Genomic DNA, 24,194 nt, shown 5'->3' with positions numbered 1-24,194 from the left:
TGCAGTTGGCGATAGAATCGCCCGGTTCGCAGATTACTTCCGGTGCAGGAAAATCACCTCACAGGCCTATCGGCGACGATGATCCTGCCTATCGGGGATTACCGATCCAAATTAGCGGCCGTGCTTTGTGCGGGAGCAGCTTGCAGCGGTCGCTTCAGGGTGACCGCAGGCGCCTCATTCTCAAATGTCTGTACCCGTCGATCGTAGTTTGGCGCAACCGTGCCCATCACGCGGTCCCAGAACGAGAAGTAGTTGGCGTAGTTGTACTTGAATTCGGCGTGGTGCTGGTCGTGATAGGTCGTGCAAAGCATCGGCGAAGGATAGCGCGCGGTGCGTGAGGCGAAGTATTCGAAGCCGGCGTGGCCGAAGGTGCCGTTGATCTGGTCGAACAACCGGTGCACGAGGAGGATGATCGGCGGGAACGGCACGAAGAAGGTGACGACGGCGTAATAGCCCTGGCTCATGGCGGTGTCGACCAGGCCGATCGAGTCGTTGCTCCAGGCCGTCGGCGCGACGCTGCGGTGATGAAGCAGGTGGTACTTATAGAATAGTTTGGTGTGCAGCAGCCGGTGCGCAAAATAGAACCAGGCGTCGAAGAGCACCATGCAGAGCACGAACAGCGGAACGGCCGCCCACCAGCTGAACTCCCAGGGCGAGAACAGGGTCCATCCCTTGTACTGGACGAAAAGTCCTATCGCGACCGACGTGCAGGTCACGAGGATCGAGGCCATGCTCTGGCGGATCTCGATGGCCTTGCGCTTCTCGCCGCGCCGCCCCTTCTGGATGCGGCGCTCGGGGTTGCGATCGTTGAGCCAGGTGATGCCGTAACCCAGGATGAAGTACAGCGCCACCGTCGCTGCATAAATCGCAGCCAGCAAGCCGACAAAGGTAAGACTGTCCTGAAGAAGGGCGCTCAAATCGTGATCCGTCGCGGAAAGAAAAGTTGAACTGGCGCGTGGACTATACCAAGCACCCTCTTCCGCGCAAGACGTACAGCCTTAGCCGCGCTCAAGTTCAGCCAGAAATGCGCGCAGTTCAGCTCCGTCAATGCCGACGAGGTGGCCCTCCTGCGGATACCTGCCCGAGCGCACATCCTCGGCAAACTCCGAGAACGCGGCGATCCGTTCGCGCTGAAGCCGGTCGTATTCGGCGGCAAAGGTGCGATAGGTCTTGGCGTGGCGCGGTACGTGGCCGCGATTGCTGCCGAGCACGTCGGCCGCGAAAAGATACTGGGCGTCGCAGCCGGAACCCGCTCCCATCGAAAGCATCAGCATCGAGGTTCTGGCACTGATCGCCCCAGCGACATCTCCCGGAACGACCTCGATTTCTGCCGCGAAGGCGCCGGCTTCCTCAAGCGCCTTGACCTGTCGCCAGATCTCGAGCGCACTCGCGGCCGTCTTGCCGACGGCGCGAAATCCGCCGGTCCAGGTGGCCTTGGAGGGGATGAGACCCACATGGCCGCAGACGGGAATGCCCTCCTCGCGCATCCGCCGGACGGTGGAAAGTCCTGCAGCACAATAGACCGCGTCACCGCCGGCCTTCAGCGCCTTGAAGGCTGCACGCATGTACTCTTCCGCCGTGACGTAGTCGCCATATTCGAGGCCCGGAAAGGCAAAGCAGGTCGGCGCAACCTCGCGAAACTCCGGCCCTAAGAGCGTCGGGGGAACGGAAACGAGATCGATGCCGGCGGTTTCGGCCGCTTCGGCTTCATCCAGCGTTTCAACGCGCAGCATGGTGAGCTGGCGCTTGCCTTTCATCGACAAGAGATCGGCAACGGTCGGACGGTGGCTTTTCATGAGAAGGCTCCGGAGATCATGAAAGAAGGATGATTTGCCGCTCACTCTAGGCGGCGAGGAGTGCTTTGAGCTTGGTTTCGGGCGAGATGAGCGCCTGCGGATCCGGTCGTTTTCGGGCTGCAATCAGCATTTCTGCAAGCCGAATGTCGCGCGCGATCGCATTGCCCGGTCCGATGCCGGAAGCCGCAAGCAGCCGACCGGTATTGTCGAGATGAAAAAGAATGAAGGCGTCGTCGGTAAGTTCGCGCCGCACGGTCGTTGCAGCACCCTCGGCAAGCCCCGCGATCTGCAGTGTCAGATCATACTGGTCGGACCAGAACCATGGCACGCTGGTGATCGCCTCGCCCCCGCCGAGCAGATTGCCGGCAACGAGCGTCCCCTGATCCTGCGCATTGCGCCACGCCTCAAGACGTATCCGACGATCACCATAGTGACAGAGCGGGAAAGAGCAGCAATCGCCGGCGGCATAGATATCCGGGTCGCTGGTTTGAAGCGTCGCGTCGACCGCAATGCCGTTCTCGATCGAAAGGCCGGCGACGGCTGCAAGCTCCGTGTTCGGGACCGCGCCGATGCCAACGACGACGAGATCGGCCTCAATTGTCTCGCCGCCGGCGAGAACGACGCGCGCATGGCCTTCGTCCGCGTCGATACGTTCGATCTTCGCGTTGCATCGTATGTCGACGCCTTCTGCACGATGCCGCGCGGCAACAATTGCGGCGATCTCCTCCGGCACGCCGCGCGAAAGGATGCGCGGCAACCCTTCGATAAGCGATACGGCAGCACCGAGCCGGCGCGCCGTTGCGGCGAGCTCCAGGCCGATGAAGCCACCGCCGATGATCGCAAGCTTGCGACCGGGCGCAAGTGCGCGGCGGATCTCTTCAGAATCGGCATGGGTTCTAAGCGTGCGGATGCGCCGTGACACCTCATCTATACCGGCGATGGTTCGCGCCCGGGCACCGGTCGTCAGCAACAGCCGGTCATAGGCTATGCTGCTTCCGTCTGCGAGGGTCACGCGCTTATCGGCGCGATCGATGGCCATGACCGGGATATCCGTCAGCACTTCGATCCCTGCTGCCGCGTAGCGCTCGGCATCAGCGACATATTTCGGTGCTACCTCTGCCTTGAGCCCTTCCTTCGAAAGAGGCGGCCGCTCATAGGGAAGATGCGGTTCTGCGCCGATCAGTGTGATCTTGCCGTCGTATTCCTTTTCCCTAAGGGCAAAGGCGGCCCTTGCCCCACATTCGCCGGCGCCCACGATGACGATAGAACCCATCTCAACCTCCCTGCCCGCCGCGGCGGGCCCAATCCTATCGAGAGCGGCTTCAGCCGAGCGCGATGAACACGCTTCCGGCCTCGACCTTCACCGGATAGGTCTTCAGGTTGACGCAAACGGGCGCGCCCTTGGCCTGGCCGGTCTTGTAGTTGAAGCGGCCGTTGTGCTTCGGACATTCGATGATGTCGTCCATCACGAGGCCATCGGCGAGATGAATATGCTCGTGGGTGCAGAGCCCGTCGGTGGCAAAATACTCGTCGTCCGGGCTGCGGTAGACAGCAAAGGTGCGTCCGTCGTGATCGAAACGGATAACATCTTCTTCGTCGATTTCGTCCGCTGCGCAGACTTCAACCCAGTTTCCGTTCATGATTTCCTCCCATTTCCTGGCATCGGTTGGTTATTCGGCTGCGTGCACGATCGCATCGCTGTGAAATTCTTCCCGGTAGGGCTTTGCCGTCGCCGGCAGCTCGCGCTTCAGGAAGTAATCTTCGTTCCGCAACTGCCGCAGGAAGGCCGGGATCATTTCTCGGTAGCCGTGCAACATCGACGGGTTCGGCTCCGGCAGATCATGCTTGATCATGGCGTGCAGCTTCGGCAGCGCGTGATAAGGCACCATCGGGAACATGTGGTGTTCCACATGGTAGTTCATGTTCCAATAGACGAAGCGGCTAACCGGATTCATGTAGACGGTGCGGCTGTTCAGCCGATGGTCGGTCACGTTGTCGGCCAAGCCGCCGTGCTGCAGCAGCCCGGTCAGCACGTGGTGCCAGGCACCGTAGAGCCTGGGCAGACCGATCAGCATCAGCGGCAGGATCGAGCCGAGATAGAAACAGGCGGCGATGGTGGCTGAATAGATCGCAAACCAGATGCGTGCGACCAGGATCGCCTTCGGCTGCTCCATTTTAGGGATGAAAGTCGCTTCCTCGGCGCTGATGATGCCGAACGTGTTGCGCACCATGTCGATCATCGCGTGCCAGACGTCGAGCACACCGAAGAAATTGAGGACGAGGCGCAGCAGATCCGGCGGCCGCATGACCGCGATTTCGGGATCCCGGCCGACGATCACCGTATCCGTGTGGTGGCGGGTGTGGCTCCAACGCCAGGTGACCGGATTGCGCATGATCATGAAGCAGGCGATCTGGTAGACGGCATCGTTCATCCACATCGTCTTGAAGGCCGTGCCATGGCCGCATTCATGCCAGCGGCTATCGGAGGCGGAACCGTAGAGAACGCCATAGGAAAGGAAGAACGGAACGGCCCACCAGGTGCCCCAGAAGGTGATGCCGAGTGCACCGAACAGAACGAGACAACCGAGCCAGATCGCAGTGTCGCGGATAGCCGGCCCATCCTCGCGCTTCATCAGTTCCTTCATCTGCTTGCGCGGAATGTCGGTGTGATACCACTCCGCGGCCGAGAGACCGTTGGCGACGGCCGCCTGGGCATCTCGGCCAAGCAGGCTGTAGTCTCGCTTCGTCGGTGTCATCGTCATTTGCGCTACTCCCCGCGGTCCGACCCGATCTGGCCGGCGACGTCTCATGTCGTGCAATGACGATAGGTTGACTTTTGCCAGGTCTCAATGCAGCAATGATATATTCTCTCAAATGATGTCATCATTCGCATTTCATTCATGATGCAAACCTATCAGGAGACGCGATGAGCAACCGACCGACAATTGCCGACCTTGCGCGCACCGCCGGCGTCAGCGTCGCGACCGTCGATCGCGTGCTCAACGGGCGCCATCCCGTGCGGGAGGAAACCGCACGCCGGGTCTATGAGGCTGCCAAATCAATTGGCTATCACGCCGTGGGCTTGATCCGGCAGCGCGTCTTTGAGGACCTGCCGCAATACAGGCTTGGCTTCGTGCTGCAAAAGCCGGAGCAGGCGTTCTATCAAACAGTCTCGAAGGAAATCGAAAACGCGGCACTGTCGCTGTCGCATGCCCGCGTCTTCGCGCAGGTCGACTTCGTCGCAAATTCCACTCCATCGGCCATCACGGAGAAGCTTCGGGCCGCCGCAGCGCGCAACCAGGCCATTGCGCTCGTCGCTCCCGACTACCCGGCAGTGACCACCGCAATCGAGGAACTCAAGGAACGCGGCATTCCGGTCGTCTCCCTGCTATCGGATTTTGCGGCTGGCGTCCGTGAAGGCTATGTCGGCCTCAACAATCACAAGGTCGGCCGCACGGCCGCGTGGATGATCACCAAGGCGGCCAAACGCCCCGGCAAGGTCGCTGCCTTCGTCGGCAGCCACCGCTTTCTCGGCCACGAGCTTCGAGAAATTGGCTTTCGCTCCTATTTCCGTGAGCACGCGCCGGATTTCGAGGTGCTGGATACGATGGTTAACCTCGACACGGCCGAGATCACCCATGAAGCTACGCTCAATCTGCTGCAGCGCCACCCAGACCTGATCGGCTTTTATGTCTGCGGCGGCGGCATGGAAGGGGCGATCTCGGCGATCCGCGAGGAAAAGCTTGAGGGAAAACTGATCGTGGTCGTCAACGAGCTGACACCGGATTCCCGTCCGGCCCTTGGCGACGATGTCGTGACCCTGGCGATATCGACCCCGACGGCCGCCCTCGCGCGCGAAACGATCAACCTGATGATCCAGGCGATAGACAAGGGCCCGACCGGAGCGCCGGGGCAAACCTTCTTGCCGTTCGACCTCTTCACACCGGAAAATATCTAGGCGGATGGTGGTTCGTGAGAATGACGGCGCTACGACTCGCGCCGCGTCTGTGCAATTTCTTTCACAAGGTAATCAATGGCCGCCAGTGTATCCAACTGCACCCATGTCTCAGGATGGCGATACACTGGATAGAGACTTAAAGCCGCAAAGGTCAGTTGATCGAGCGTTGGGCGCGCCGCCGACCTGCGACGCAAGGTGCTTTGCGAAGCCTTGCCCGATCGGTCGTCGGTGAGACCCCAGCCTGCATAAAACGGCGTTGCATAGCAACGGACGGGCAATCCCCGCAAAAGCGCATCGAAGCCCATTTGGCTGGACACCGTCCAGACCTCATCTACGATTTCGAGGATTGAGGCGGCAGAGACCTTGTCCGCCATCAAGATGATCCCGGGCGTTTTGGCAGCCCGCTCTGTCATGTAGCCGCGCCTATGGCCGGCGATCACATCTGGATGTGTCCGAACAACGCACTGAGCGCCGCTAGCGAGGGCATCATCCAACATCCGATGAAAGGACGCCGGCGATCCGAGCGCCTTTGCAACGGAAACATCCCCGTACACTTGATCCACGAGCAGCACCCTGCGCCGGTTAGTGCGTTCAATGCGCGGACTATGGTGGGGCAAGCTGTTGTATTTAGAAAGCTTGTTCGCCACCAGGGCCTCCCGGATGGCGGCACCCGTGTTTGTGAACTCCGTACGACCCGCTTCGGCGATCAACAACTCTAGACGCGAGGCACGACCCGCTTCGACCGGAAGCGCTTTGTCGTCGATAACAATCGAAATCGGCACACTGCCTTCCTTGCCCAGACCCACGGAGCGTAGAAAGCCATCTTCGAGGTGCCAATGCGGCAGACCTCTGAGGCGTGCAATACGGATAGCTGCCTTTGCCGGCAACCGACCGCCCCAAGAGACGATCCCGTCGAGTGAAGATGACAGCGTCGAATGAAGCGGCGCATCCCCGAAGTAGTTCCGCAGCCAGGGGAATGCCTGCTGCACGAAAAAGGATGCCCCTATTCTGGAACCCCATCTCGGGTGCCAGGGGCGCGTTGTTTCTGGCGATACTTCGTCCAGCTCGTTCATCCCATTGTCTCAAGTCGCTAAAATTCTCAACTTCGTCCGGCCAAAAACCATCTCCCCTTCAGAAATGCAATTGCCAACTTGAACCAGGAGCGATCGGAGATCTCTTAACCACTGGGAAGCATGTCAGAGAGAATTTGGTACCCACGCAGGAATGAGAGAATTCCATCACTGACGAAAGACAATCTTGCAGTAATGCAAGGCCTTTTCGCGCTGTGCTCTTTGACTGCGCTCCGACAGTTGGTGAATTGTCCGCAAGGTTATAAATGGAATGAACGTTCCATTTATAACCCATAGCCACCCCACTGGAGGAGACATTCCCGTGACCGCCCTGCCCTTCGCCCTCAATCACATGACGACGCCGAATCTACCGCTTGGCGACTTTTTCCAACTCGCCAAATCGCTCGGCATGACCTCTGTCGAAATCCGCAACGATCTCACCGGTAACGCCATCCTCGACGGCACGCCGGCGAAGGATGTCGCCGCCCTCGCCAGCCGTCACGACATCACGATCATCTCGATCAATGCTCTGCAGCGTTTCAACGAATGGAACGAAGCCCGGCAGGCCGAAGCCGAAGAACTGATCGCTTATGCGCGCGACTGCGGCGCCAAGGCCCTGGTGCTCGTTCCCGTCAATGATGGCACGGGCCAGGCCGATGGCGAACGCCAGGCAAATCTTCGCAAAGCTCTTTCGGCACTGAAGCCGATGCTCGAAAAGGCCGGAATCATCGGCCTCGTCGAACCACTCGGCTTCGAGATCTGCTCGCTGCGCTCGAAGACGGAGGCTGTTGCGGCAATCAAGGAAGTCGAGGGTGTGAAGACCTTCCGCCTGGTGCACGACACGTTTCACCACCACCTCGCCGGTGAGCATGCGGTCTATCCCGAGATGACCGGTCTCATCCACATTTCCGGCGTCACCGATGAACGCGTGGCCGTGTCGGATCTGCGTGATTCGCACCGCGTCCTCGTCGATCGGAGCGACCTGCTCGACAATGTCGGACAGATTCGGCGCCTGCGCGCGGCGGGCTATTCAGGGCCACTCTCGTTTGAGCCTTTCGCCGCCGAAGTCCACGGACTGGCGGATCCGGCCGCAGCCGTCAGGCAGAGCGCGGACTACATCCAAACCCAGATCTGAGCATCCCCGGCCCGAGGCCGGCAAATCAACAACGGGCGCCGCATCAGGCCTTGACGGCGTCCGTATAAAATGGAATACATATTCCGTAATCGCAATTTACTGGTTCGTTTATTCCGTTTCATTCGAAAGCGCAGCGGGAGTGCCGCTTTTGAAATGAATGAGCGCAGTCCGGCATTGCGTCCCGGCAGGAGAAGGTGTCGCCGGGCACCATTGTGGAGGAGAAAGACAATGAAGAAATTCGTGCTCAGCACAGCGCTGGCCGTGATGATGTCGACGGCAGCCCATGCCGAAACTATCGGCGTATCCATGGCCCTTTTTGACGACAACTTCCTGACAGTCTTGCGCAACGGCATGTCCGACTACGCCAAGACGCTCGATGGCGTCGAACTGCAGATCGAAGACGCGCAGAACGACGTCTCCAAACAGCAGAGCCAGATCCAGAACTTCATCGCCGCCGGCGTGACCGCGATCATCGTCAACCCGGTTGATACCGATGCGACGGCTGCCATGTCGAAGATCGCCGCGGATGCCGGTATCCCGCTCGTCTACGTCAACCGCGAACCGGTCAATGTCGACACTCTGCCGGAAAAGCAGGCTTTCGTGGCATCGAACGAGCAGGAATCCGGCACGCTGCAGACGCAAGAAATCTGCAAGATGCTTGGCGGCAAGGGCAAGGCCGTCGTGATGATGGGTGAACTGTCCAACCAGGCCGCCCGCATGCGCACCAAGGACATCCACGATGTGCTTGGGACCGACCAGTGCAAGGGCATCGAGATCGTCGAAGAGCAGACCGCCAACTGGTCGCGCACGCAAGGCTCAGACCTTCTGACCAACTGGCTCTCGGCCGGCGTTGAATTCGACGCCGTCATTTCCAACAACGACGAAATGGCGATCGGCGCGATCCAGGCGCTGAAGGCCGCCGGCCGTTCGATGGATAGCGTCGTCATTGGCGGTATCGATGCGACGCAGGACGCTCTTGCAGCCATGGCCGCAGGCGACCTCGACGTCACGGTATTCCAGAATGCCGCTGGCCAGGGCAAGGGCTCTGTCGATGCCGCGCTGAAGCTTGCCAAGGGCGAAGCAGTCGACAAGAAGGTCTACATTCCCTTCGAGCTCGTGACGAAGGAAAACCTCGACAAGTACCAGGCGAAGAACTGATCGCCGCAATAGAGAGCGCGGGAAAGCCCGCGCTCTCATTCGAAAAATGCAGGTCCGACCGCAAATCTCTGCGTCCAATGGATGCCGTACGCGGTAAAATGGGCTGGTCACCCGCCAGCGATGAGGACTTTCCGCGACAGCCGGAACCCACGGGGAGGCAAGGAACATGACGCTCAGTCCGACAACGATGGCAGCCGTGCGCGCCAGCGGCGCGGTACCCAAGGCCGAATATCTTCTTTCTGCGGAAGGGATCCGCAAGGAATTCCCCGGTGTCGTCGCGCTCGACGATGTCGAATTCAAGCTGAAGCGTGGCACGGTCCATGCGCTGATGGGCGAAAACGGCGCCGGCAAGTCGACCCTGATGAAGATCCTCGCCGGCATCTACACGCCCGACAAGGGCGACGTGAAGCTTAAAGGTGCCGAGATCCGGCTGAAGTCGCCGCTCGACGCCCTCGAAAACGGCATCGCCATGATCCATCAGGAACTGAACCTGATGCCGTTCATGACGGTCGCGGAAAACATCTGGATCCGCCGCGAACCGAAGAACCGCTTCGGCTTCGTCGATCACGGCGAAATGAACCGCATAACCGCGCGTCTCTTCGACCGCCTGAAAATCAAGATCGATCCTGAAATTGAAGTGCGTCACCTGTCGGTGGCCAACCGGCAGATGGTCGAGATCGCCAAGGCGGTCTCCTACGAATCCGACGTGCTGATCATGGACGAGCCGACGTCTGCGCTGACCGAGCGCGAGGTCGCCCACCTCTTCGAGATCATCCGGGATCTGCGCGAACAGGGCATCGGCATCGTTTACATCACCCACAAGATGAACGAGCTGTTTGAGATCGCCGACGAGTTCTCGGTATTCCGCGACGGCAAGTTCATCGGCACGCACGCTTCGAGCGACGTTACCCGCGACGACATCATCCGCATGATGGTCGGCCGCGAAATCACCCAGATGTTCCCGAAGGAGGAGGTTCCGATCGGCGACGTCGTGCTGTCGGTCAAGAACCTGGCGCTTGACGGCGTCTTCCGCGACGTTTCCTTTGACGTCCGCGCCGGCGAAATCCTCGGGATTGCCGGTCTCGTCGGCTCCGGCCGCTCGAATGTCGCCGAAACCCTCTTCGGCGTGACCCCGGCAAGCTCAGGCACGATTTCGATCGACGGCAAGACCCTTTCGATCGACAGCCCGAACAAGGCGATCAGGAACCGCATGGCGTTTCTCACCGAAGATCGCAAGGACACCGGCTGTCTCCTGATCCTCGACATTCTCGAAAACATGCAGATCGCCGTGCTTCAGGACCGCTTCGTCAAGGGCGGCTTCGTCACCGAAAAACAGGTCACGGCGGCCTGCGAAGAAATGAGCCGCAAGCTACGTGTCAAGACGCCGAACCTGCAGGAGCGCATCGAGAACCTATCGGGCGGCAATCAGCAGAAGGTGCTGATCGGCCGCTGGCTGCTCACCAATCCGCGCATCCTGATCCTCGACGAGCCGACACGCGGCATCGATGTCGGCGCCAAGGCGGAAATTCACCGTCTCGTCACCGAACTCGCGCGCAACGGCGTCGCCGTCATCATGATCTCTTCGGAGATGCCCGAGGTGCTCGGTATGAGCGACCGCATCATGGTCATGCACGAGGGCCGCGTCACCGGCTTCCTCGACAGGGCCGAAGCAACCCAGATCAAGGTCATGGAGCTCGCCGCGAGCTGAGCGGGAAACGACCCCAAAGGGAGGACTGAAAATGGATACCAATGTCGCCGCACAGGGCGCGAGCGCACCGCTCTCAGGGACAAGGCGCCGCTTGCCGCCTGAATTCAACATCTTCCTGGTCTTGATCGGCATCGCGCTGGTCTATGAGATCCTCGGCTGGATTTTCGTCGGCCAGAGCTTCCTCATGAATCCGCAGCGCCTGACGATCATGATCCTGCAAGTGTCCGTTATCGGCATCATCGCCGTCGGCGTCACCCAGGTCATCATCACCGGCGGCATCGACCTGTCCTCGGGCTCCGTCGTCGGCATGACGGCGATGATTTCGGCAAGCGTCGCCCAGGCCTCCACCTGGCCGCGCGCGCTCTATCCGTCCTTGACCGATATGCCGGCGATCGTCCCGATCGGGCTTGGCATCGGCATCGGGCTACTCGCCGGCTTTATCAACGGCCAGCTGATTGCCCGTACGAAGATCCCACCCTTCATCGCCACGCTCGGCATGATGGTTTCGGCACGCGGCATTTCCAAGTGGTACACCAAGGGCCAGCCGGTCTCAGGTCTCACCGATCAGTTCAACTTCATCGGAACCGGCATCTGGCCCGTCATCGTCTTCCTGGTCGTCGCGCTCATCTTCCACATCGCGCTGCGCTACACCCGCTACGGCAAGTTCACCTATGCGATCGGCGCCAATGTCCAGGCAGCCCGTGTCTCCGGCATCAATGTCGAGGCGCATTTGATCAAGGTTTATGCCATTGCCGGCATGCTGGCGGGGCTGGCTGGTGTCGTCACTGCCGCCCGTGCCCAGACCGCACAGGCCGGCATGGGCGTTATGTACGAACTGGACGCGATCGCCGCGACCGTTATCGGCGGAACCTCGCTGACGGGTGGCGTCGGCCGGGTCACTGGCACAGTCATCGGCACCATCATCCTTGGCGTCATGACCTCAGGCTTCACCTTCCTTCGGGTCGACGCCTACTACCAGGAAATCGTCAAGGGCCTGATCATCGTCGCGGCTGTCGTGATCGACGTCTATCGACAGAAGAACCGCAAGAAGGCCTGAGTCCCAAAAGCAATACTCTCCTCCCAGTGAAGCCAACTGGCCGGGATGACGAAAGTCATCCCGGCATTTTATTTTGTTGAGAAGGCTATATCGCCAGGCTCAAGCCGTTTTCCACATATGCTTGGCGCGCAGGTCTGCCCCGGCGCACGCGCTCTGGCAAAATCCTTGGCGATGCACTATATGACAGGCGTTCAAAACTATTGGAGACTTCCCATGTTGTCGCAGCGTAAGCTTGCGAGCCAGTTTCAGCCGCGTTTCGTTCTTCAGCTTTGGAACGCGATGCTGCGGGTACAGACCCGCGAGACAGCTTCCTTCTTCGGCCACCGCGGCCGCTAAGCAAGACCCCAAAAAACCTGAATTGCCCCAGCCACGTGAGCGTGTCGCCTGACCGGTCGCAGATGGCTTTCGCTCAACCGGCCCGCATTTGGCGGCGCGCCGGGCTGAGCCTATTCGTGCTTAGCCCTCTGGAAAGCGGATGGTCACCTTGAGGCCGCGGCCGTCAGCCCCCTCGCTGAGGCTGGTCGTCGCGCCGTAAAGCTCGGCAATCTCTTCGACGATCGGCAGCCCGAGCCCGGAGCCCGGAGCATCACTGCCGCCGCGCTCGAAACGCCTGAGTACCGTCTCGTGCAATTCCGGCCGAATGCCGGGTCCGTTATCCTCCACCTCCAGCGACACTGAACCGTCCCGCGCAAAGACACGGCTCGTCACTTCCGCACCGCGGCCGGCATAAAGCAGCGCATTGCCGATCAGGTTCTTGAGGAGTTCACCGATGAGCAACGGCTCGGCGCGGATGAAAGCCTCACCCCCACCGTCAAAGCCGAGATCGATATCCGCGTCTCCAGCCGCCGGCACGTGTTCGGCCGTAATCTCCCGCACGAGTTCGATGAGATCGACGCGCTCCAGCGAACGTGCCTCATCCTTGCCGGCAGCATCGATCTTCGCCATCAGCAGCAGCTGCCCCAGAATGCGCTCGGCATTGGCGACCGCCTCGTCGGCCTTTTTCACAGCACTTCTCGTCTCCTCGATCGAGCCGGCGCGTTGCGCCAGGGCGAGCTGCGTGCGGATGATTGCGAGGGGCGTGCGCAGCTGGTGGCTTGCATTGCCGGTAAAATTGCGAAGCGCATCGAGCGCCGACTGCAAGCGCCCCATGAAGGAGTTGACCGTATCGACGAGGCCCTGGACCTCGTTCGGAACCCGCTCACCGATCGGATGCAGATCGTCCGGACTGCGCTCCGAGATCGCGTCACCCAGCCTGTAGAGCGGGCGCAAGGAAAACGTGACAGCGATCCAGACGATCACGGCAGCGCCGGCAATCATCATGCCGAGGCGGAGCGCCGAGCGCACCAGGATCGTCTGCGCCAGATGTCGGCGCGCGATCGTCGTTTCGGCAACCGTGACCACGAAGGGCACGGAATTGATGCCGGTTGACGCGGAGCGGCGAAGGGCGGCGATGCGGATCGGTTCGCCGCGGAAGATCGAATCCGCAAAGGTGGTCGATGCGCCCGGCTCCTCCGCCAGCGACGGCAGCGTCTGGTAACCGGTGATGAACTGGCCGGGCGGCCCGTCGACCCGGTAGAACACCCGGTCCTGCGCGGCCGACGTCAGCATTTCCAGCGCAACATAGGGGATGTCGACTTCGAGCGATCCGTCTTCCGCCACGACCACGCGCTCGGCGATTGCCAGCGCCGAGCCGGCAAGCACACGGTCGGAAACGACGTTGGCGGTCGTGACCGCCTCGCGATAGGTATCCATCAGTGCAATGACCCCGATCACCACCGTCGAGATCAAAAGCCAGCCAAGCAGGCGCCGGCGGAGGGAATAGACCGTCGTCCTCATTCCGGCCCGGCCGCCTTGTCGAGATAGTAGCCGATGCCGCGAGCGGTGCGCACGGTCAGCCCATGCGGTGCGAGCCGCTTGCGCAGCCGGCTGACATATTGCTCGATCGCGTTGGAGCTCAAGTCGTCGTCGAAACCTGTCAGCGACTGCATGATCGCATCCTTGGCGACCACCTTGCCGGCACGCATGAACAGAAGCTCAAGAAGTCCGAGCTCGCGCGCCGGGATCTCGATCGGCGCACCGCCGGACGAGAAGCTGCGGGTGTTGAGATCGAGCGACACATTGCCGTAACTGACGGTCGAGGCCCTGAGGCCCGCCTGACGGCGCAAGAGCACGCGCACGCGCGCTTCGAGCTCGCCGACGTCGAAAGGTTTGATCATGTAGTCGTCGGCGCCGAGGTCGAGCCCCTTGATCCGCTCTTCGGGCGCGCCCCTTGCCGTCAGGATCAAGACCGCGGCGCGGTTCTGGCGAGCACGCATCGCCCTCAGCACATCGAGGCCATCCATTTCCGGCAGATTGAGATCGAGAATGACAAGATCGAACGTTTCGGTGGCGGCCACCGCATGCGCCGACGCACCGTCACTGACGACGTCAACGGCATAGCCACTGCCGCGCAAGATCGCCGACAGGCCCTCGGCCAGGTCCTGGTTGTCCTCAACAAGCAAGATACGCAATTATCATCACTCCCCCGACCACCTTATCCGCCGACGCCTTGCTTGTGAACGGTGCGACACTGAGGCATTGTGGATTCATGCGGTTCTTGATTTCTTTTCTTTTTTTCGCCCTTTGTCCCCAGCTGCTCCTTGCGGCCCCCATCATATTCCCAGCTCTTTCCGGCAAAGCGGACGTGCGCACGCTGGTCGTCTATTCATCGCTCGACGAGCCGCTCGCAAAGCCGATGATCATCGGTTTCCAGCGGGCCAATCCGGATGTTGCCGTGCGCTATGAGGACATGCTGACCGGAGAAATCTACGACCGCATCATCAAGGAGACCGACGCCGGAATGAAGACGGCGGACTTCGCCTTTTCTTCCGCCATGGACCTGCAAGTCAAGCTCAGCAACGACGGTTACGCCCAGCGCAGCGACCTGCCGATGAGCGACCGCTGGCCGGCCTGGGCCAACTGGCGCAACACGGCTTATGCGCTGACCTTCGAGCCTGCCGTCTTCGTCTATCACAAGCCGAGCTTCACCAAGGAGAAACCGCCGTCGACGCGCGCGGAATTTGTCGATTACCTGAAGCGCCAGGGCGCGGCCGTCTTCGGCAGGATCGGAACCTATGACATCGAGCGGTCCGGCGTCGGCTTCCTCTTCATGTCACGCGACCAGGAACAGTTCGGCGATATATGGGATGTAATCCAGGCCATGGGTGCGGCCGGCGTCAAGCTCTACTCGACCAGCGAAGCAATCCTCGAGCGTGTCGCCGACGGCCGCTTCGTGCTCGGCTACAACATCCTCGGCTCTTACGCCGCCGACTGGGCGGCACGGCATCCGGATGTCGGCATCGTTCTGCCGAAGGACTACACCGTGGTGATGTCGCGCATCGGCCTCGTCCCGCAAGCCGCCGCCTCCCCCGAACTCGGCCGGCGCTACCTTGAATTCTTCATGTCGAAGGAAGGCCAGACGATCATGGCGCGGGAGTTGCAAATCCCGGCCGTCAGCCCAGAGGTCGCCGGCGAAAATACCGCCAACACCATGCAGGAGATGCTTGGCGGTCAGTTGCGCCCCGTCCCGGTAAGCCCGGGACTGATGGTCTATCTCGATCAGGTGAAGCGTTCACGGCTGATTGCCAAATGGAACGAGGTTTTAAGGCTCCATTGAAGACGACCGACCGGAAAGCGCTCCCGGTCAGGCTGGAAACCCGCCAGGCTCCGGCCCTAAGCCTTCTTCCGCGAGCGCCCGGAGCGTAGGGCCTGCGCGGAAAGGTTCAGTTCGACGGCGGCCAAAACCAATGCCTTCAACGCCTCTTCGTCGATCGCCTCGCCCTCATGGATATCGATGGCACGTCGGGTATTGCCGTCCAGGCTGGCGTTGAAAAGTCCGGCCGGATCCTCGAGCGCCGCCCCCTTGGCAAAGGTCATTTTCACAACCGCTTTATAGGTCTCGCCGGTACAGATGATGCCGGCATGTTCCCAGACCGGGACGCCCCGCCATTTCCATTCCTCGACGACGTCAGGATCCGCTTCCTTGATCAGCTTGCGTATCTGCGCGAGCGTCGCACCGCGCCAGTCGCCAAGCTCCGCGATTCTCGCGTCGATCTGCCCGGAGGCGGAGGCGGCGTCTTCCGCCGCATCGTTGATTTTGGCCTTGGTCGTCGCTTTCGCCATCGAATTTACTCTCCCATCATCCTTGCCCGGAACTCGCCTTCAGGCGGGGCCGGCGCAAACCTGTCTTCGCCTTGTCGGCGTTGCTTCCTCATACCTAGGCTCGGCCCGGCTGGCGGCAATATCCCAGTCGCGATTCGTGGTTCCGTCGCGAAATCCGGTCGGGAACTTCCTCAATTTGAACACCGGGGACCGGCAGCATCGCCTGTCAGCGCATGCGAGAGCCTAAAATTCCGTAAACGATGCAGCAGGATTTTCGCATTCGGGGCTTGATGTCAGCTAAATGTCAGCTTTCTATGGTGCCTTAAGGTCACTGGCACCCGTGGAGGCGGGCCGCCGGTTGCGTACTGGGAGGAAGCCACCAATCCGGTCAAGCGATAAGGGTCGAAAGAGCCCGTCGCCGTCTTCCCGTTCGCACACAGCAACAACGTGCGCGGTGAAAACGCGCCTCACGGAGGACTGACCTTGAAACATATTTTCCTCGCAACGATTCTCGCCGGTGCCATGTCGCTCCCGGCAGTTGCCGCTGACTACACGATCATTGCACCGGCAAATCCGGGCGGCGGCTGGGACCAGACGGCGCGTTCGCTGCAGACGGTCATGCAGCAGGAAGGCATCTCCGGAAACGTTCAGGTTCAGAACGTACCGGGCGCCGGCGGCACCATTGGTCTCGCCCAGTTCGCAAGCCAGCAGAAGGGCAACCCGAACGCCCTGATCGTCGGCGGCTACGTCATGGTCGGTGCAATCCTCACCAACAAGTCCCCGGTCACCCTTAAAGACGTCACGCCGATCGCGCGTCTCACCGGCGAATACGAAGCTGTCGTCGTTCCGGCCTCGTCCGAGATCAAGACCATGGGTGACCTCGTCGAAGCCCTGAAGAAAGATCCGGGTGCTGTGTCCTGGGCTGGTGGCTCGGCCGGCGGTACCGACCACATCGCTGTTGGCCTGATCGCCAAGGCTGCCGGCGTCGACCCGACCAAGATCAACTACATCGCCTATTCCGGCGGCGGTGAAGCGCTTGCCGCCATCCTCGGCAGCCAGGTTACGGCCGGTGTCTCGGGCTACGGCGAATTTGAATCGCAGGTCAAGGCCGGCACGCTTCGCCTGCTCGCCGTATCGAGCGCCGAGCGCCTTGCCGGCGTCGATGCTCCGACGCTGAAGGAATCCGGTCTCGACGTCACTGTCGAAAACTGGCGCATGATCGCTGCTGCTCCGGGTCTCTCGGACGAGCAGAAGGCTGCCGTAACCGCCGATATAGAGAAGCTTGCGAAGTCCGCCGGTTGGCAGGAAGTCCTGAAGACCAAGGGCTGGCAGGACACCTATCTCGCCGGTGACGCCTTCAACACCCAGCTCGACAAGGATGTTGCGGCGACCGAAGGCGTTCTCAAGGACATTGGACTGGTGAAATGACCAAGGGGCATCACCCTTCAACTGCAACGCGTCGCCCGGATCGGGCGGCGCTCTTCATCGCGGTGGTTCTCGCCGCTATCGCTGGACTCATTTTCTGGGATGTGTCGCGCCTGACCGGCGCTGCCGGCTACTCCCAGGTCGGACCGACGACGGTTCCCTATGCGATCGCCTGCTGTCTTTTTGGCCTTGCGATCTGGACCGCGATCGAAGCGTTTCGCGGCGATTTCCCAGAGCGCGAGCGCCAGGAAGTCGCTCCGGTTGTCTGGATCGTCGGTGGTCTTGCCGCCCAGATGCTGCTGTTGAACATTGCAGGCTTCTCGATCGCCACCGGCATTCTGTTCGCGTTGACCGCACGTGGTTTCGGCAAGCGCAAGCTTTGGTTCTCGCTCCCCGTCGGCATTGCGATCTGCTTTGTTGTGTGGGTGATCTTCGCCAAGCTGCTGCTTCTGTCGCTGCCCGCGGGGCCGCTTGAACGCCTGTTCTTCTAAGAGGGCCTACGACCATGGCTACTTTTGAATTCCTGATGCAGGGATTGCTGGTTGCTGCGCAACCGATGAACCTGCTCTACGCCCTGATCGGCGTAACGCTCGGCACGGCGGTCGGCGTCCTGCCCGGCATCGGCCCGGCACTGACGGTGGCGCTCCTGCTGCCGGTCACCTACCGACTCGATCCCGGCGGCTCGCTGATCATGTTTGCCGGCATCTATTACGGCGGCATGTATGGCGGCTCGACCACGTCGATCCTGCTCAACACGCCTGGCGAAAGCGCCTCGATCGTGACTGCGCTCGAAGGCAACAAGATGGCAAGAGCGGGACGCGGCGGGCCAGCGCTGGCAACGGCGGCGATCGGCTCCTTCGTCGCCGGCCTGATTGCCACGCTTGGTCTTGCCTTCATCGCGCCCTACATCGTCAAGCTGGCCCTGGTTTTCGGTCCGCGCGAATATTTCGCGCTGATGGTTCTCGCCTTTGTCACCGTTTCCTCGGCCTTCGGCGACAGCACCCTTCGCGGTCTGACGTCGCTGTTTGTCGGCCTGGCGCTTTCCGTCATCGGCATCGACCAACTGACCGGCCAGGCGCGCCTTTCCTTCGGCGTTCCCGAATTGCTTGACGGCATTGAGGTGACGACGCTCGCCGTTGCCATGTTCGCGATCGGCGAGACGCTCTACATCGCTGCACAGGGCGACAAGGGGCCCGACAAGGTCGAGGCCGTCCGTGGCTCGGTGTGGATGAATGCGGCCGACTGGGCACGTTCCTGGAAGGCGTGGCTGCGCGGTACGCTCATCGGCTTCCCGATCGGCGCCATGCCGGCTGGCGGCGCCGAGATCGGCACGTTCCTGTCCTATGCCGCAGAAAAGCGCCTGACGAAGCATCCGGAAGAATTCGGCAATGGCGCGATCGAAGGCGTCGCCGGCCCGGAAGCCGCCAACAACGCGTCGGCCGCCGGTACGCTCGTGCCGCTGCTGACGCTTGGCCTGCCGACCACGGCAACTGCGGCCATCATGCTTGCCGGCTTTCAGCAGTATGGCCTCCAGCCCGGACCGCTGCTCTTTGCGACCAATCCGCAGCTCGTCTGGGGCCTGATCGCCAGCCTGCTGATCGCCAACTTCATGCTGCTGGTCCTGAACCTGCCGCTCATCGGTCTTTGGGTGAAGCTGCTGACCGTTCCGAAACCCTGGCTCTATGCCGGCATCCTGCTGTTTGCCACGCTCGGCACCATCGGTGCCAACCCGTCGGTCTACGAACTCGGCATGCTGCTCGCCTTCGGCCTGCTCGGCTATGCCATGCGCATCTTCGGATATCCGATCGCGCCTGTCGTCGTCGGCCTGATCCTCGGCCCGCTTGCGGAACAGCAGCTGCGCCGCGCGCTCGCGATCAGCCAGGGGGATTACTCGGTCCTGTTCACCTCGCCGATTGCCGCAGGCCTCCTGATCATCGCAGCTGCAGCGCTGATCGTACCGCTCATCCTTCGGGCCCGTGGCCGCGGCGAAGTCCTTTCGCAGCTCGCCGCCAACGAAGACTAAGCCCCAATAACGATCAGGTCCGGAAACCCTTTCGGACCTGATCGAAAAAGCGCCGCCTCCCAAGGCCTATTCGCAGGCCCGGCCGGTTTGAAAACCGACCGGGCCTGCTTCCTTTGCATGGCTGGCCTGCCCGATTGTGCATTGCAATAAGACTGGCCAGACCCCATCTTTTGCTCATCAAAGAGAAAACGAAAGCGAGCAAGAAGATGGCTACCACAACTTATCACAAGGGTTTCATCGGTCGTGCATTCGCAGTTCTCGGCGCTGCTAGCGCTGCCGCCGCCGCTGTCGAAGGTCACCGCCGCCCGAAGGCAAGCGACCTGCGTACGCTCGGCATCGATCCGGTGAACTTCCCGGACACGCGTCGCGGCTAGCAAATTCAAGCGCCCCGAGGGGCGCCTTGTTCTCCCAAGGATGAAAAACGGCTCGGGGTCGAAAGATCGCCGGGCCGTTGTGTTTTCCGGCATCCGGCAACTTCAACCGCCACGCCCCACGACTTCACAGGCCCGGACCAGGAGGGCGGCGATCGAGGGACCGAAATTCTAAGCCATATGAATCCGCGATTTTCTGGGAAATGTGGTCTTACCGCCTCCAGAGAACCGATAACGAGAACTCGATTGGCTTCTGCCAGCATTGCCGACGCTTCGATCAGCGATACGTATCGCGGCACTAAAATATCTCCTTCCTGTCAAGGATTGGTGCGGCAAGTTTGAATGCCTCCGGCCGCAATATTCCGGCTTTCATCAGGTGTTGCAGGGTATATGCAAGGGAAAGGGCGTCATCGAGCGCGTCGTGGCCATGCAACGGCGGGTGTTCCACCTGATAGTAGTCAGCGAGCTTGTTGCTCGGTGTCTTGGCCAGGTCCTCCATTGGCATGCCTGCAGCCGCAAGCAGTTTGACAGCATTGTCAAATCGATTGGCCGGGATCGGTGGCTGAATGCCTGCGACGTAACAACTGATCGCGACCATGTTGAGTTCGTCCTTGCCCCACGACCAACACCGGGCTCCCTCGGTAAAACTCTCGAAGTTCGCAAGGGCGTCCTCCAATGACACACCCTGTTCCTCGATATTCGTTTCCGTGATGCCCGTCAGCCTGGTGAAAAACGGGTCGAGAGAATATCTTCTGCCAAATCGGTCGATAGGTCGAACATACGCCTTATAACTACCTAGGAGGGCAAAATCGCCCTCGAGCGCTAACTGGACAGCGCCAATCTGCGCGATGACCGGGTCCGGGTCATGGGCTCCACACCAAAACCGCGCTGCGAGTCTTCACGGCAGAGAAATTCACAGTCGAGTATGATGGCGGTTTTCATGACAACCTCTCATGCGTCCCATGGATGTACTTCCGCACACGGATGAGCGTGTTGATGCTTGCCACGGATGGCTTCCCGCGGCGAACTGCAACTCCGATCCGGTCTGCCTGCCGGCAATCTCCGCGCGGCAGTTTCCGCGGCAACGTCACATGCCCAAACCGAGCCCCCTCTTCAGCGTCCGCGTGAGCTCGTATTTCCGACTGAGCTCGGCCCGATCGGCTCGATCGACCAGGCGGGCGACGTACTTGATACGCTCGATCGCGGACGGATCTTTCAACCCGAGCCGATCGAGCTCCTTCTTGAAACTCCTCGGATCCGCGCTGCCCAAACGCTGCTCAAGAGCGCGGGCGATGGTTTTGGTTTCTTCCAGCACTTGCCGCCCTTCTGGCGTCCCGGAGAGCTCGGTGAGAAACCGCGGTTTTTCGGCCTGAGGCAAGGCATCGAACTGCTTCAAGATGTCCTCGCTGCGCCTGGTCAAACTGGGAACTTCAACAACGTCCCTCTTCTCACGCTGCCAGGCTTCCGATTTACGTTCGGCCTCAAGGCGGCGCGACCAGGTGTTGGCCGCCGATGCCACATGGAGACCGAGGGCCTTGGAGAAGTGATGAGCGGCCTTGCGCTCCTTGTTGTCGCCGAAGAAACCGGTCTTGCCGCGCAATTCCCCGAACCGTTCCGGATGCTCGGTCACGGCGTTTGCAAGCGTCTGCCCGTCCGCTCCAGCTTTGACAATGGCCTGTCCGATTTTCGCCGCAGCTCCGTCGGGGTCGACATAGATTTGTCGACCCACGGATCGCACCGTTTCCATGGCGCGATCGAAATCCGGCCTTGCCTTTTCGCGTGCGACGTCCTCGATCCTGCGCGCATAGCTCGTGATTGCCGGGATGAGCGGATTGACGCTCTCGCGCCCTCCCTCACCTGTCGCCATTCCCGTTTGCGTACCGAGGGCGGGCCCGGGTCTGGCGACCTTTGCTGCCGGCAAGATGGCGATCTCACTCTGAATGCCGAACTCTTCAGCAAGCCCTCTGCGCGCAGCGAAGGTGCTCGTGTAGTCGAGCGTCGTTTCCTTCGCGCCCGAGCGTCCCATGCTGGCGCCAAGCGCTTTCATGTCCTTCATCTCATCCCGACCGATATAGAGCCGCACATCGTCGCGATGGCGGGTCATTGCGACATAGGCCAGATGCCGGTCCATGGTAGTGGAGGCCATGACAAAGGCGCGATCGACGGTTCCTCCTTGCGACTTGTGGATTGTCGTCGCGTAGCCGTGATCAAAGGATTGGTAACTGTTGACCGGTATTGAAACTGTGCGGCCGCTTTTGTTTGCGCCAGCACTGCCGTCGAGACGTATCTGTGGTGCGTCCGGCTCGACGGCCTCAACGGTTCCAAGCATGCCGTTCTTCACGCCGAGATCGCGGTTGTTTTCGAGAAGAACGATGCGGTCGCCGCGGGCGAAGGACCGATCGCCATCATTGGTGCGGTAGACGCGTTGCCGCCCAAGGGCCGCATCCTCTTGGTCACGACGCGCCAACCGCCCACGCTCCTGAAGGCCGAACCGGATGTCGGCATTGATCGCCCGGACGTCGACACGGCGATGCGCGAGTGCGACGCGTGACCCCGCTGCTCGTGCCTCGCTGTCAGCGAGATAGTCAGACACCAAAGCTGCTCGAGCCTCGTCGCGATCATCGCGGAATTGAACTGCCCCACGCTCGGCATAGACCGCCAGCCCCTCCCCGGTGCGATGCGTGGCAAAGGCGATCGACGCCTCACGCTGCCAGGCTTCTTTTTGCCGGCGAATTTCGGAGAGTTCGACCGCCCCGATCCGTTCAGAAATTGCGCGGAACGGAGACCCGGCGCCGATCGCCTGCAGCTGTTCATGATCGCCGACGAGAACAAGCTTGGCGCCTCTCACTTCAACCTCTTTGACGAACCTCGCAAGCTGCCGACTTGCAATCATGCCAGCCTCATCGATGACGAGAATGTCTCCCCTTCCAAGCAGCCCTTTCTCGTTCTGCCAGCCGTATTCCCAGGAGGCCAAAGTCCGTGCCGCGATCCCTGAGGATTCCTCCAGTCCCTTGGCCGCCTTGCCGGCGAGAGCCGCACCATGAACACGGTAGCCTTGCATCTCCCAGGCCTGACGCGCCGCAGCCAGCATGGTAGATTTTCCGGCTCCGGCAAACCCAATCACGTTCGCGATCTGCTCAGGCCCGGTGATGTGGCGCACCGCCGCGCGCTGCTCGTCGCTGAGCCCCACGCGCGTTGTCTTCACGTCGCGATCAACCGGACGCTGATCAGTTCCGCTGGCCGACTTAGGTGATGCAGAAGAAGCACTCCCTCGAATGGCCTGGTCCTGAATGTCCAAGGCCCGGTCGACGTAAGAACGGTGGACAGAGTGACTGGAACGCTGAGCCATGCGGTCTGCGCTTAAGGCCATCGAATGCTCGATATCGATCATTTCCCGGGTCGAGTACCGCGCCAGCTCCGTCGCCGTTTCTGGCTTCAGTTCCACCAGCGCCGGCGACGCCATGACCGCCGCAAAGGCATTGCGAAACGGGTCGGGATCGTCGATGTAGCGATGCAGTGCTCGCGCCACATCATGACGATCAAACACGCTCTTCTCGCCGGTGATGATCGACAAAACCTCTTCAGGTTTTCGGCGGATCAATTCGGCGTTGGAGCGCGCCGCCTTGTCATCGATCCGCCCGCGCGACACACCCATGCCGCGCCGATCCATCTGCGACGCATGCACGCCCATATGCTCGGTCGGCTCGATTTCCAAACCACGCTCCAGATGCGAGCGATGGTCAATGCGAATGTCCAATCCAAGCCTTGCCAGATGCCGGTTGGCCTGGTGCTCCCAGAGCTGCCGGATATCACGAAGCTGCATGTGCGAGGTCGGGTAATCGTGGTTGAGCAGCCATTTGTTCTCGCGCTCGATCAGCGTCTTTTCGCCGAGCCCCTGTTCCGTCACCACCCGCGTTGTCATCACCACATGCGCGTGTACGTTGCGGATGTCGCTTTCACCCTGCGGCTGGTGGATCGAGAAGTCGACAGCGGCGCCGTAACGGTTGGCAAGCTCGCGCGCAAAGTCGCGCGTCAACGCCAGCCGGTCGCCGGCACTCATCTCATGCGGAAGGGCGATCTCAAACTCACGCGCAACGCGCGCATCCTTGCGGCTCTCGGCGCGCTCAACCGCGTTCCAAAGCGTCGAACGATCAAGCGCCCAGTCCGCATTCACGCCATCCGGAAGCACGATCTCGGAATGCTCGACGCCCTGCTTCCTCGCGAAATCATGCACGATGCCGTCGCGCTCATTCAGCATCTTCGTCGCCGTACGATAGGCAATGGCGGCAACCGCGCTGCGGCCGCCGCTTCGAGCGATCGGTTTCATGCTGCAATGGTAGATGGCCAAGCGAC

21 protein-coding genes and 1 pseudogene are annotated in these 24,194 nt (G+C 61.1%); 11 read left to right on the top strand and 11 right to left on the bottom strand.

Annotation, left to right across the window (positions count from 1 at the left end; translation table 11 throughout):
* Positions 1-98: 98 nt before the first annotated feature.
* From IB263_RS24515 to IB263_RS24495, 5 genes are all read right to left on the bottom strand, one after another.
* Complete coding sequence (locus IB263_RS24515; protein WP_192439160.1) at positions 99-917, bottom strand: sterol desaturase family protein; 819 nt, start codon at positions 915-917, stop codon at positions 99-101.
* Positions 918-998: 81 nt separating this feature from the next.
* Positions 999-1,796 carry a 3-methyl-2-oxobutanoate hydroxymethyltransferase gene (locus tag IB263_RS24510; RefSeq protein WP_192439158.1) on the bottom strand — a complete coding sequence of 266 codons (798 nt, stop codon included), beginning with the start codon at positions 1,794-1,796 and terminating at the stop codon, positions 999-1,001.
* Positions 1,797-1,842: 46 nt separating this feature from the next.
* The gene (locus IB263_RS24505; protein WP_192439156.1) at positions 1,843-3,069 is read right to left on the bottom strand and encodes an NAD(P)/FAD-dependent oxidoreductase; all 1,227 of its coding nucleotides are present in this window, start codon (positions 3,067-3,069) and stop codon (positions 1,843-1,845) included.
* Positions 3,070-3,118: 49 nt separating this feature from the next.
* The gene (locus IB263_RS24500; RefSeq protein ID WP_127890676.1) at positions 3,119-3,436 is read right to left on the bottom strand and encodes a MocE family 2Fe-2S type ferredoxin; all 318 of its coding nucleotides are present in this window, start codon (positions 3,434-3,436) and stop codon (positions 3,119-3,121) included.
* A 30-nt stretch (positions 3,437-3,466) separates the two neighbouring features.
* Positions 3,467-4,558, bottom strand: a complete 1,092-nt coding sequence (locus IB263_RS24495) for a fatty acid desaturase family protein (RefSeq protein ID WP_192439154.1) — start codon at positions 4,556-4,558, stop codon at positions 3,467-3,469.
* Positions 4,559-4,722: 164 nt separating this feature from the next.
* Here IB263_RS24495 and IB263_RS24490 point away from each other — a divergent pair, with 164 nt between their 5' ends.
* Positions 4,723-5,754, top strand: a complete 1,032-nt coding sequence (locus IB263_RS24490) for a LacI family DNA-binding transcriptional regulator (protein ID WP_210338312.1) — start codon at positions 4,723-4,725, stop codon at positions 5,752-5,754.
* A 29-nt stretch (positions 5,755-5,783) separates the two neighbouring features.
* On the opposite strand, the gene IB263_RS24485 is transcribed toward IB263_RS24490, so the two are convergent.
* Positions 5,784-6,827, bottom strand: a complete 1,044-nt coding sequence (locus IB263_RS24485; protein ID WP_192439152.1) for a capsular biosynthesis protein — start codon at positions 6,825-6,827, stop codon at positions 5,784-5,786.
* Between the two features lie 319 nt (positions 6,828-7,146).
* Between IB263_RS24485 and IB263_RS24480 the strand changes: the two genes are divergently transcribed.
* The 5 genes from IB263_RS24480 to IB263_RS34505 all read left to right on the top strand — a co-directional run bounded on the left by IB263_RS24480 (position 7,147) and on the right by IB263_RS34505 (position 12,218).
* Positions 7,147-7,959 carry a TIM barrel protein gene (locus IB263_RS24480; RefSeq protein WP_192439151.1) on the top strand — a complete coding sequence of 271 codons (813 nt, stop codon included), beginning with the start codon at positions 7,147-7,149 and terminating at the stop codon, positions 7,957-7,959.
* Between the two features lie 228 nt (positions 7,960-8,187).
* On the top strand, positions 8,188-9,117 hold the full coding sequence (locus IB263_RS24475; protein ID WP_192439150.1) for a sugar ABC transporter substrate-binding protein: 930 nt from the start codon (positions 8,188-8,190) through the stop codon (positions 9,115-9,117).
* Between the two features lie 166 nt (positions 9,118-9,283).
* Positions 9,284-10,825, top strand: coding sequence for a sugar ABC transporter ATP-binding protein (locus tag IB263_RS24470; protein ID WP_110819770.1), 1,542 nt, complete (start codon positions 9,284-9,286; stop codon positions 10,823-10,825).
* A gap of 31 nt (positions 10,826-10,856) precedes the next feature.
* Entirely contained in the window at positions 10,857-11,882 is a 1,026-nt protein-coding gene (locus tag IB263_RS24465) for an ABC transporter permease (protein WP_034800589.1), read from the top strand.
* A 213-nt stretch (positions 11,883-12,095) separates the two neighbouring features.
* Positions 12,096-12,218, top strand: coding sequence for a hypothetical protein (locus tag IB263_RS34505; protein WP_255381084.1), 123 nt, complete (start codon positions 12,096-12,098; stop codon positions 12,216-12,218).
* A 120-nt stretch (positions 12,219-12,338) separates the two neighbouring features.
* Here the strand turns inward: IB263_RS34505 and IB263_RS24460 are convergent, their stop codons facing one another.
* Positions 12,339-13,718 (bottom strand): sensor histidine kinase, encoded by a 1,380-nt coding sequence (locus IB263_RS24460; protein WP_112975810.1) that lies wholly within the window; start codon positions 13,716-13,718, stop codon positions 12,339-12,341.
* The gene (locus IB263_RS24455; protein WP_034800583.1) at positions 13,715-14,392 is read right to left on the bottom strand and encodes a response regulator transcription factor; all 678 of its coding nucleotides are present in this window, start codon (positions 14,390-14,392) and stop codon (positions 13,715-13,717) included. Before IB263_RS24455 ends, IB263_RS24460 begins: the two co-directional genes overlap by 4 nt.
* A 77-nt stretch (positions 14,393-14,469) precedes the next feature.
* On the opposite strand from IB263_RS24455, the gene IB263_RS24450 reads away from it, so the two are divergent.
* The gene (locus IB263_RS24450; RefSeq protein WP_192439149.1) at positions 14,470-15,537 is read left to right on the top strand and encodes an ABC transporter substrate-binding protein; all 1,068 of its coding nucleotides are present in this window, start codon (positions 14,470-14,472) and stop codon (positions 15,535-15,537) included.
* Between the two features lie 56 nt (positions 15,538-15,593).
* Here the strand turns inward: IB263_RS24450 and IB263_RS24445 are convergent, their stop codons facing one another.
* Complete coding sequence (locus IB263_RS24445; RefSeq protein WP_192439148.1) at positions 15,594-16,043, bottom strand: DUF1801 domain-containing protein; 450 nt, start codon at positions 16,041-16,043, stop codon at positions 15,594-15,596.
* Positions 16,044-16,505: 462 nt separating this feature from the next.
* Here IB263_RS24445 and IB263_RS24440 point away from each other — a divergent pair, with 462 nt between their 5' ends.
* From IB263_RS24440 to IB263_RS24425, 4 genes are all read left to right on the top strand, one after another.
* Positions 16,506-17,450, top strand: coding sequence for a tripartite tricarboxylate transporter substrate binding protein (locus tag IB263_RS24440; RefSeq protein WP_060521022.1), 945 nt, complete (start codon positions 16,506-16,508; stop codon positions 17,448-17,450).
* On the top strand, positions 17,447-17,938 hold the full coding sequence (locus IB263_RS24435) for a tripartite tricarboxylate transporter TctB family protein (RefSeq protein ID WP_090427463.1): 492 nt from the start codon (positions 17,447-17,449) through the stop codon (positions 17,936-17,938). Before IB263_RS24440 ends, IB263_RS24435 begins: the two co-directional genes overlap by 4 nt.
* A gap of 14 nt (positions 17,939-17,952) precedes the next feature.
* Entirely contained in the window at positions 17,953-19,470 is a 1,518-nt protein-coding gene (locus IB263_RS24430) for a tripartite tricarboxylate transporter permease (RefSeq protein WP_192439147.1), read from the top strand.
* Positions 19,471-19,676: 206 nt separating this feature from the next.
* Positions 19,677-19,844, top strand: coding sequence for a hypothetical protein (locus IB263_RS24425; protein ID WP_192439146.1), 168 nt, complete (start codon positions 19,677-19,679; stop codon positions 19,842-19,844).
* Positions 19,845-20,139: 295 nt separating this feature from the next.
* Here the strand turns inward: IB263_RS24425 and IB263_RS24420 are convergent.
* Positions 20,140-20,783 (bottom strand): annotated as a pseudogene (locus IB263_RS24420) (3'-5' exonuclease).
* A 145-nt stretch (positions 20,784-20,928) separates the two neighbouring features.
* Positions 20,929-24,189: a Ti-type conjugative transfer relaxase TraA gene (traA, locus tag IB263_RS24415; RefSeq protein ID WP_192439231.1), complete on the bottom strand. Its 3,261-nt coding sequence runs from the start codon at positions 24,187-24,189 to the stop codon at positions 20,929-20,931.
* Positions 24,190-24,194: the final 5 nt, after the last annotated feature.

The sequence above is a fragment of the Ensifer sp. ENS03 genome (genome assembly GCF_014852035.1).
In the GTDB taxonomy this organism is placed as follows: Bacteria; Pseudomonadota; Alphaproteobacteria; order Rhizobiales; family Rhizobiaceae; genus Ensifer; species Ensifer adhaerens.
The sequence above is the reverse complement of the archived record's forward strand: the minus strand, read 5'-3'. Positions and strand labels throughout refer to the sequence as shown.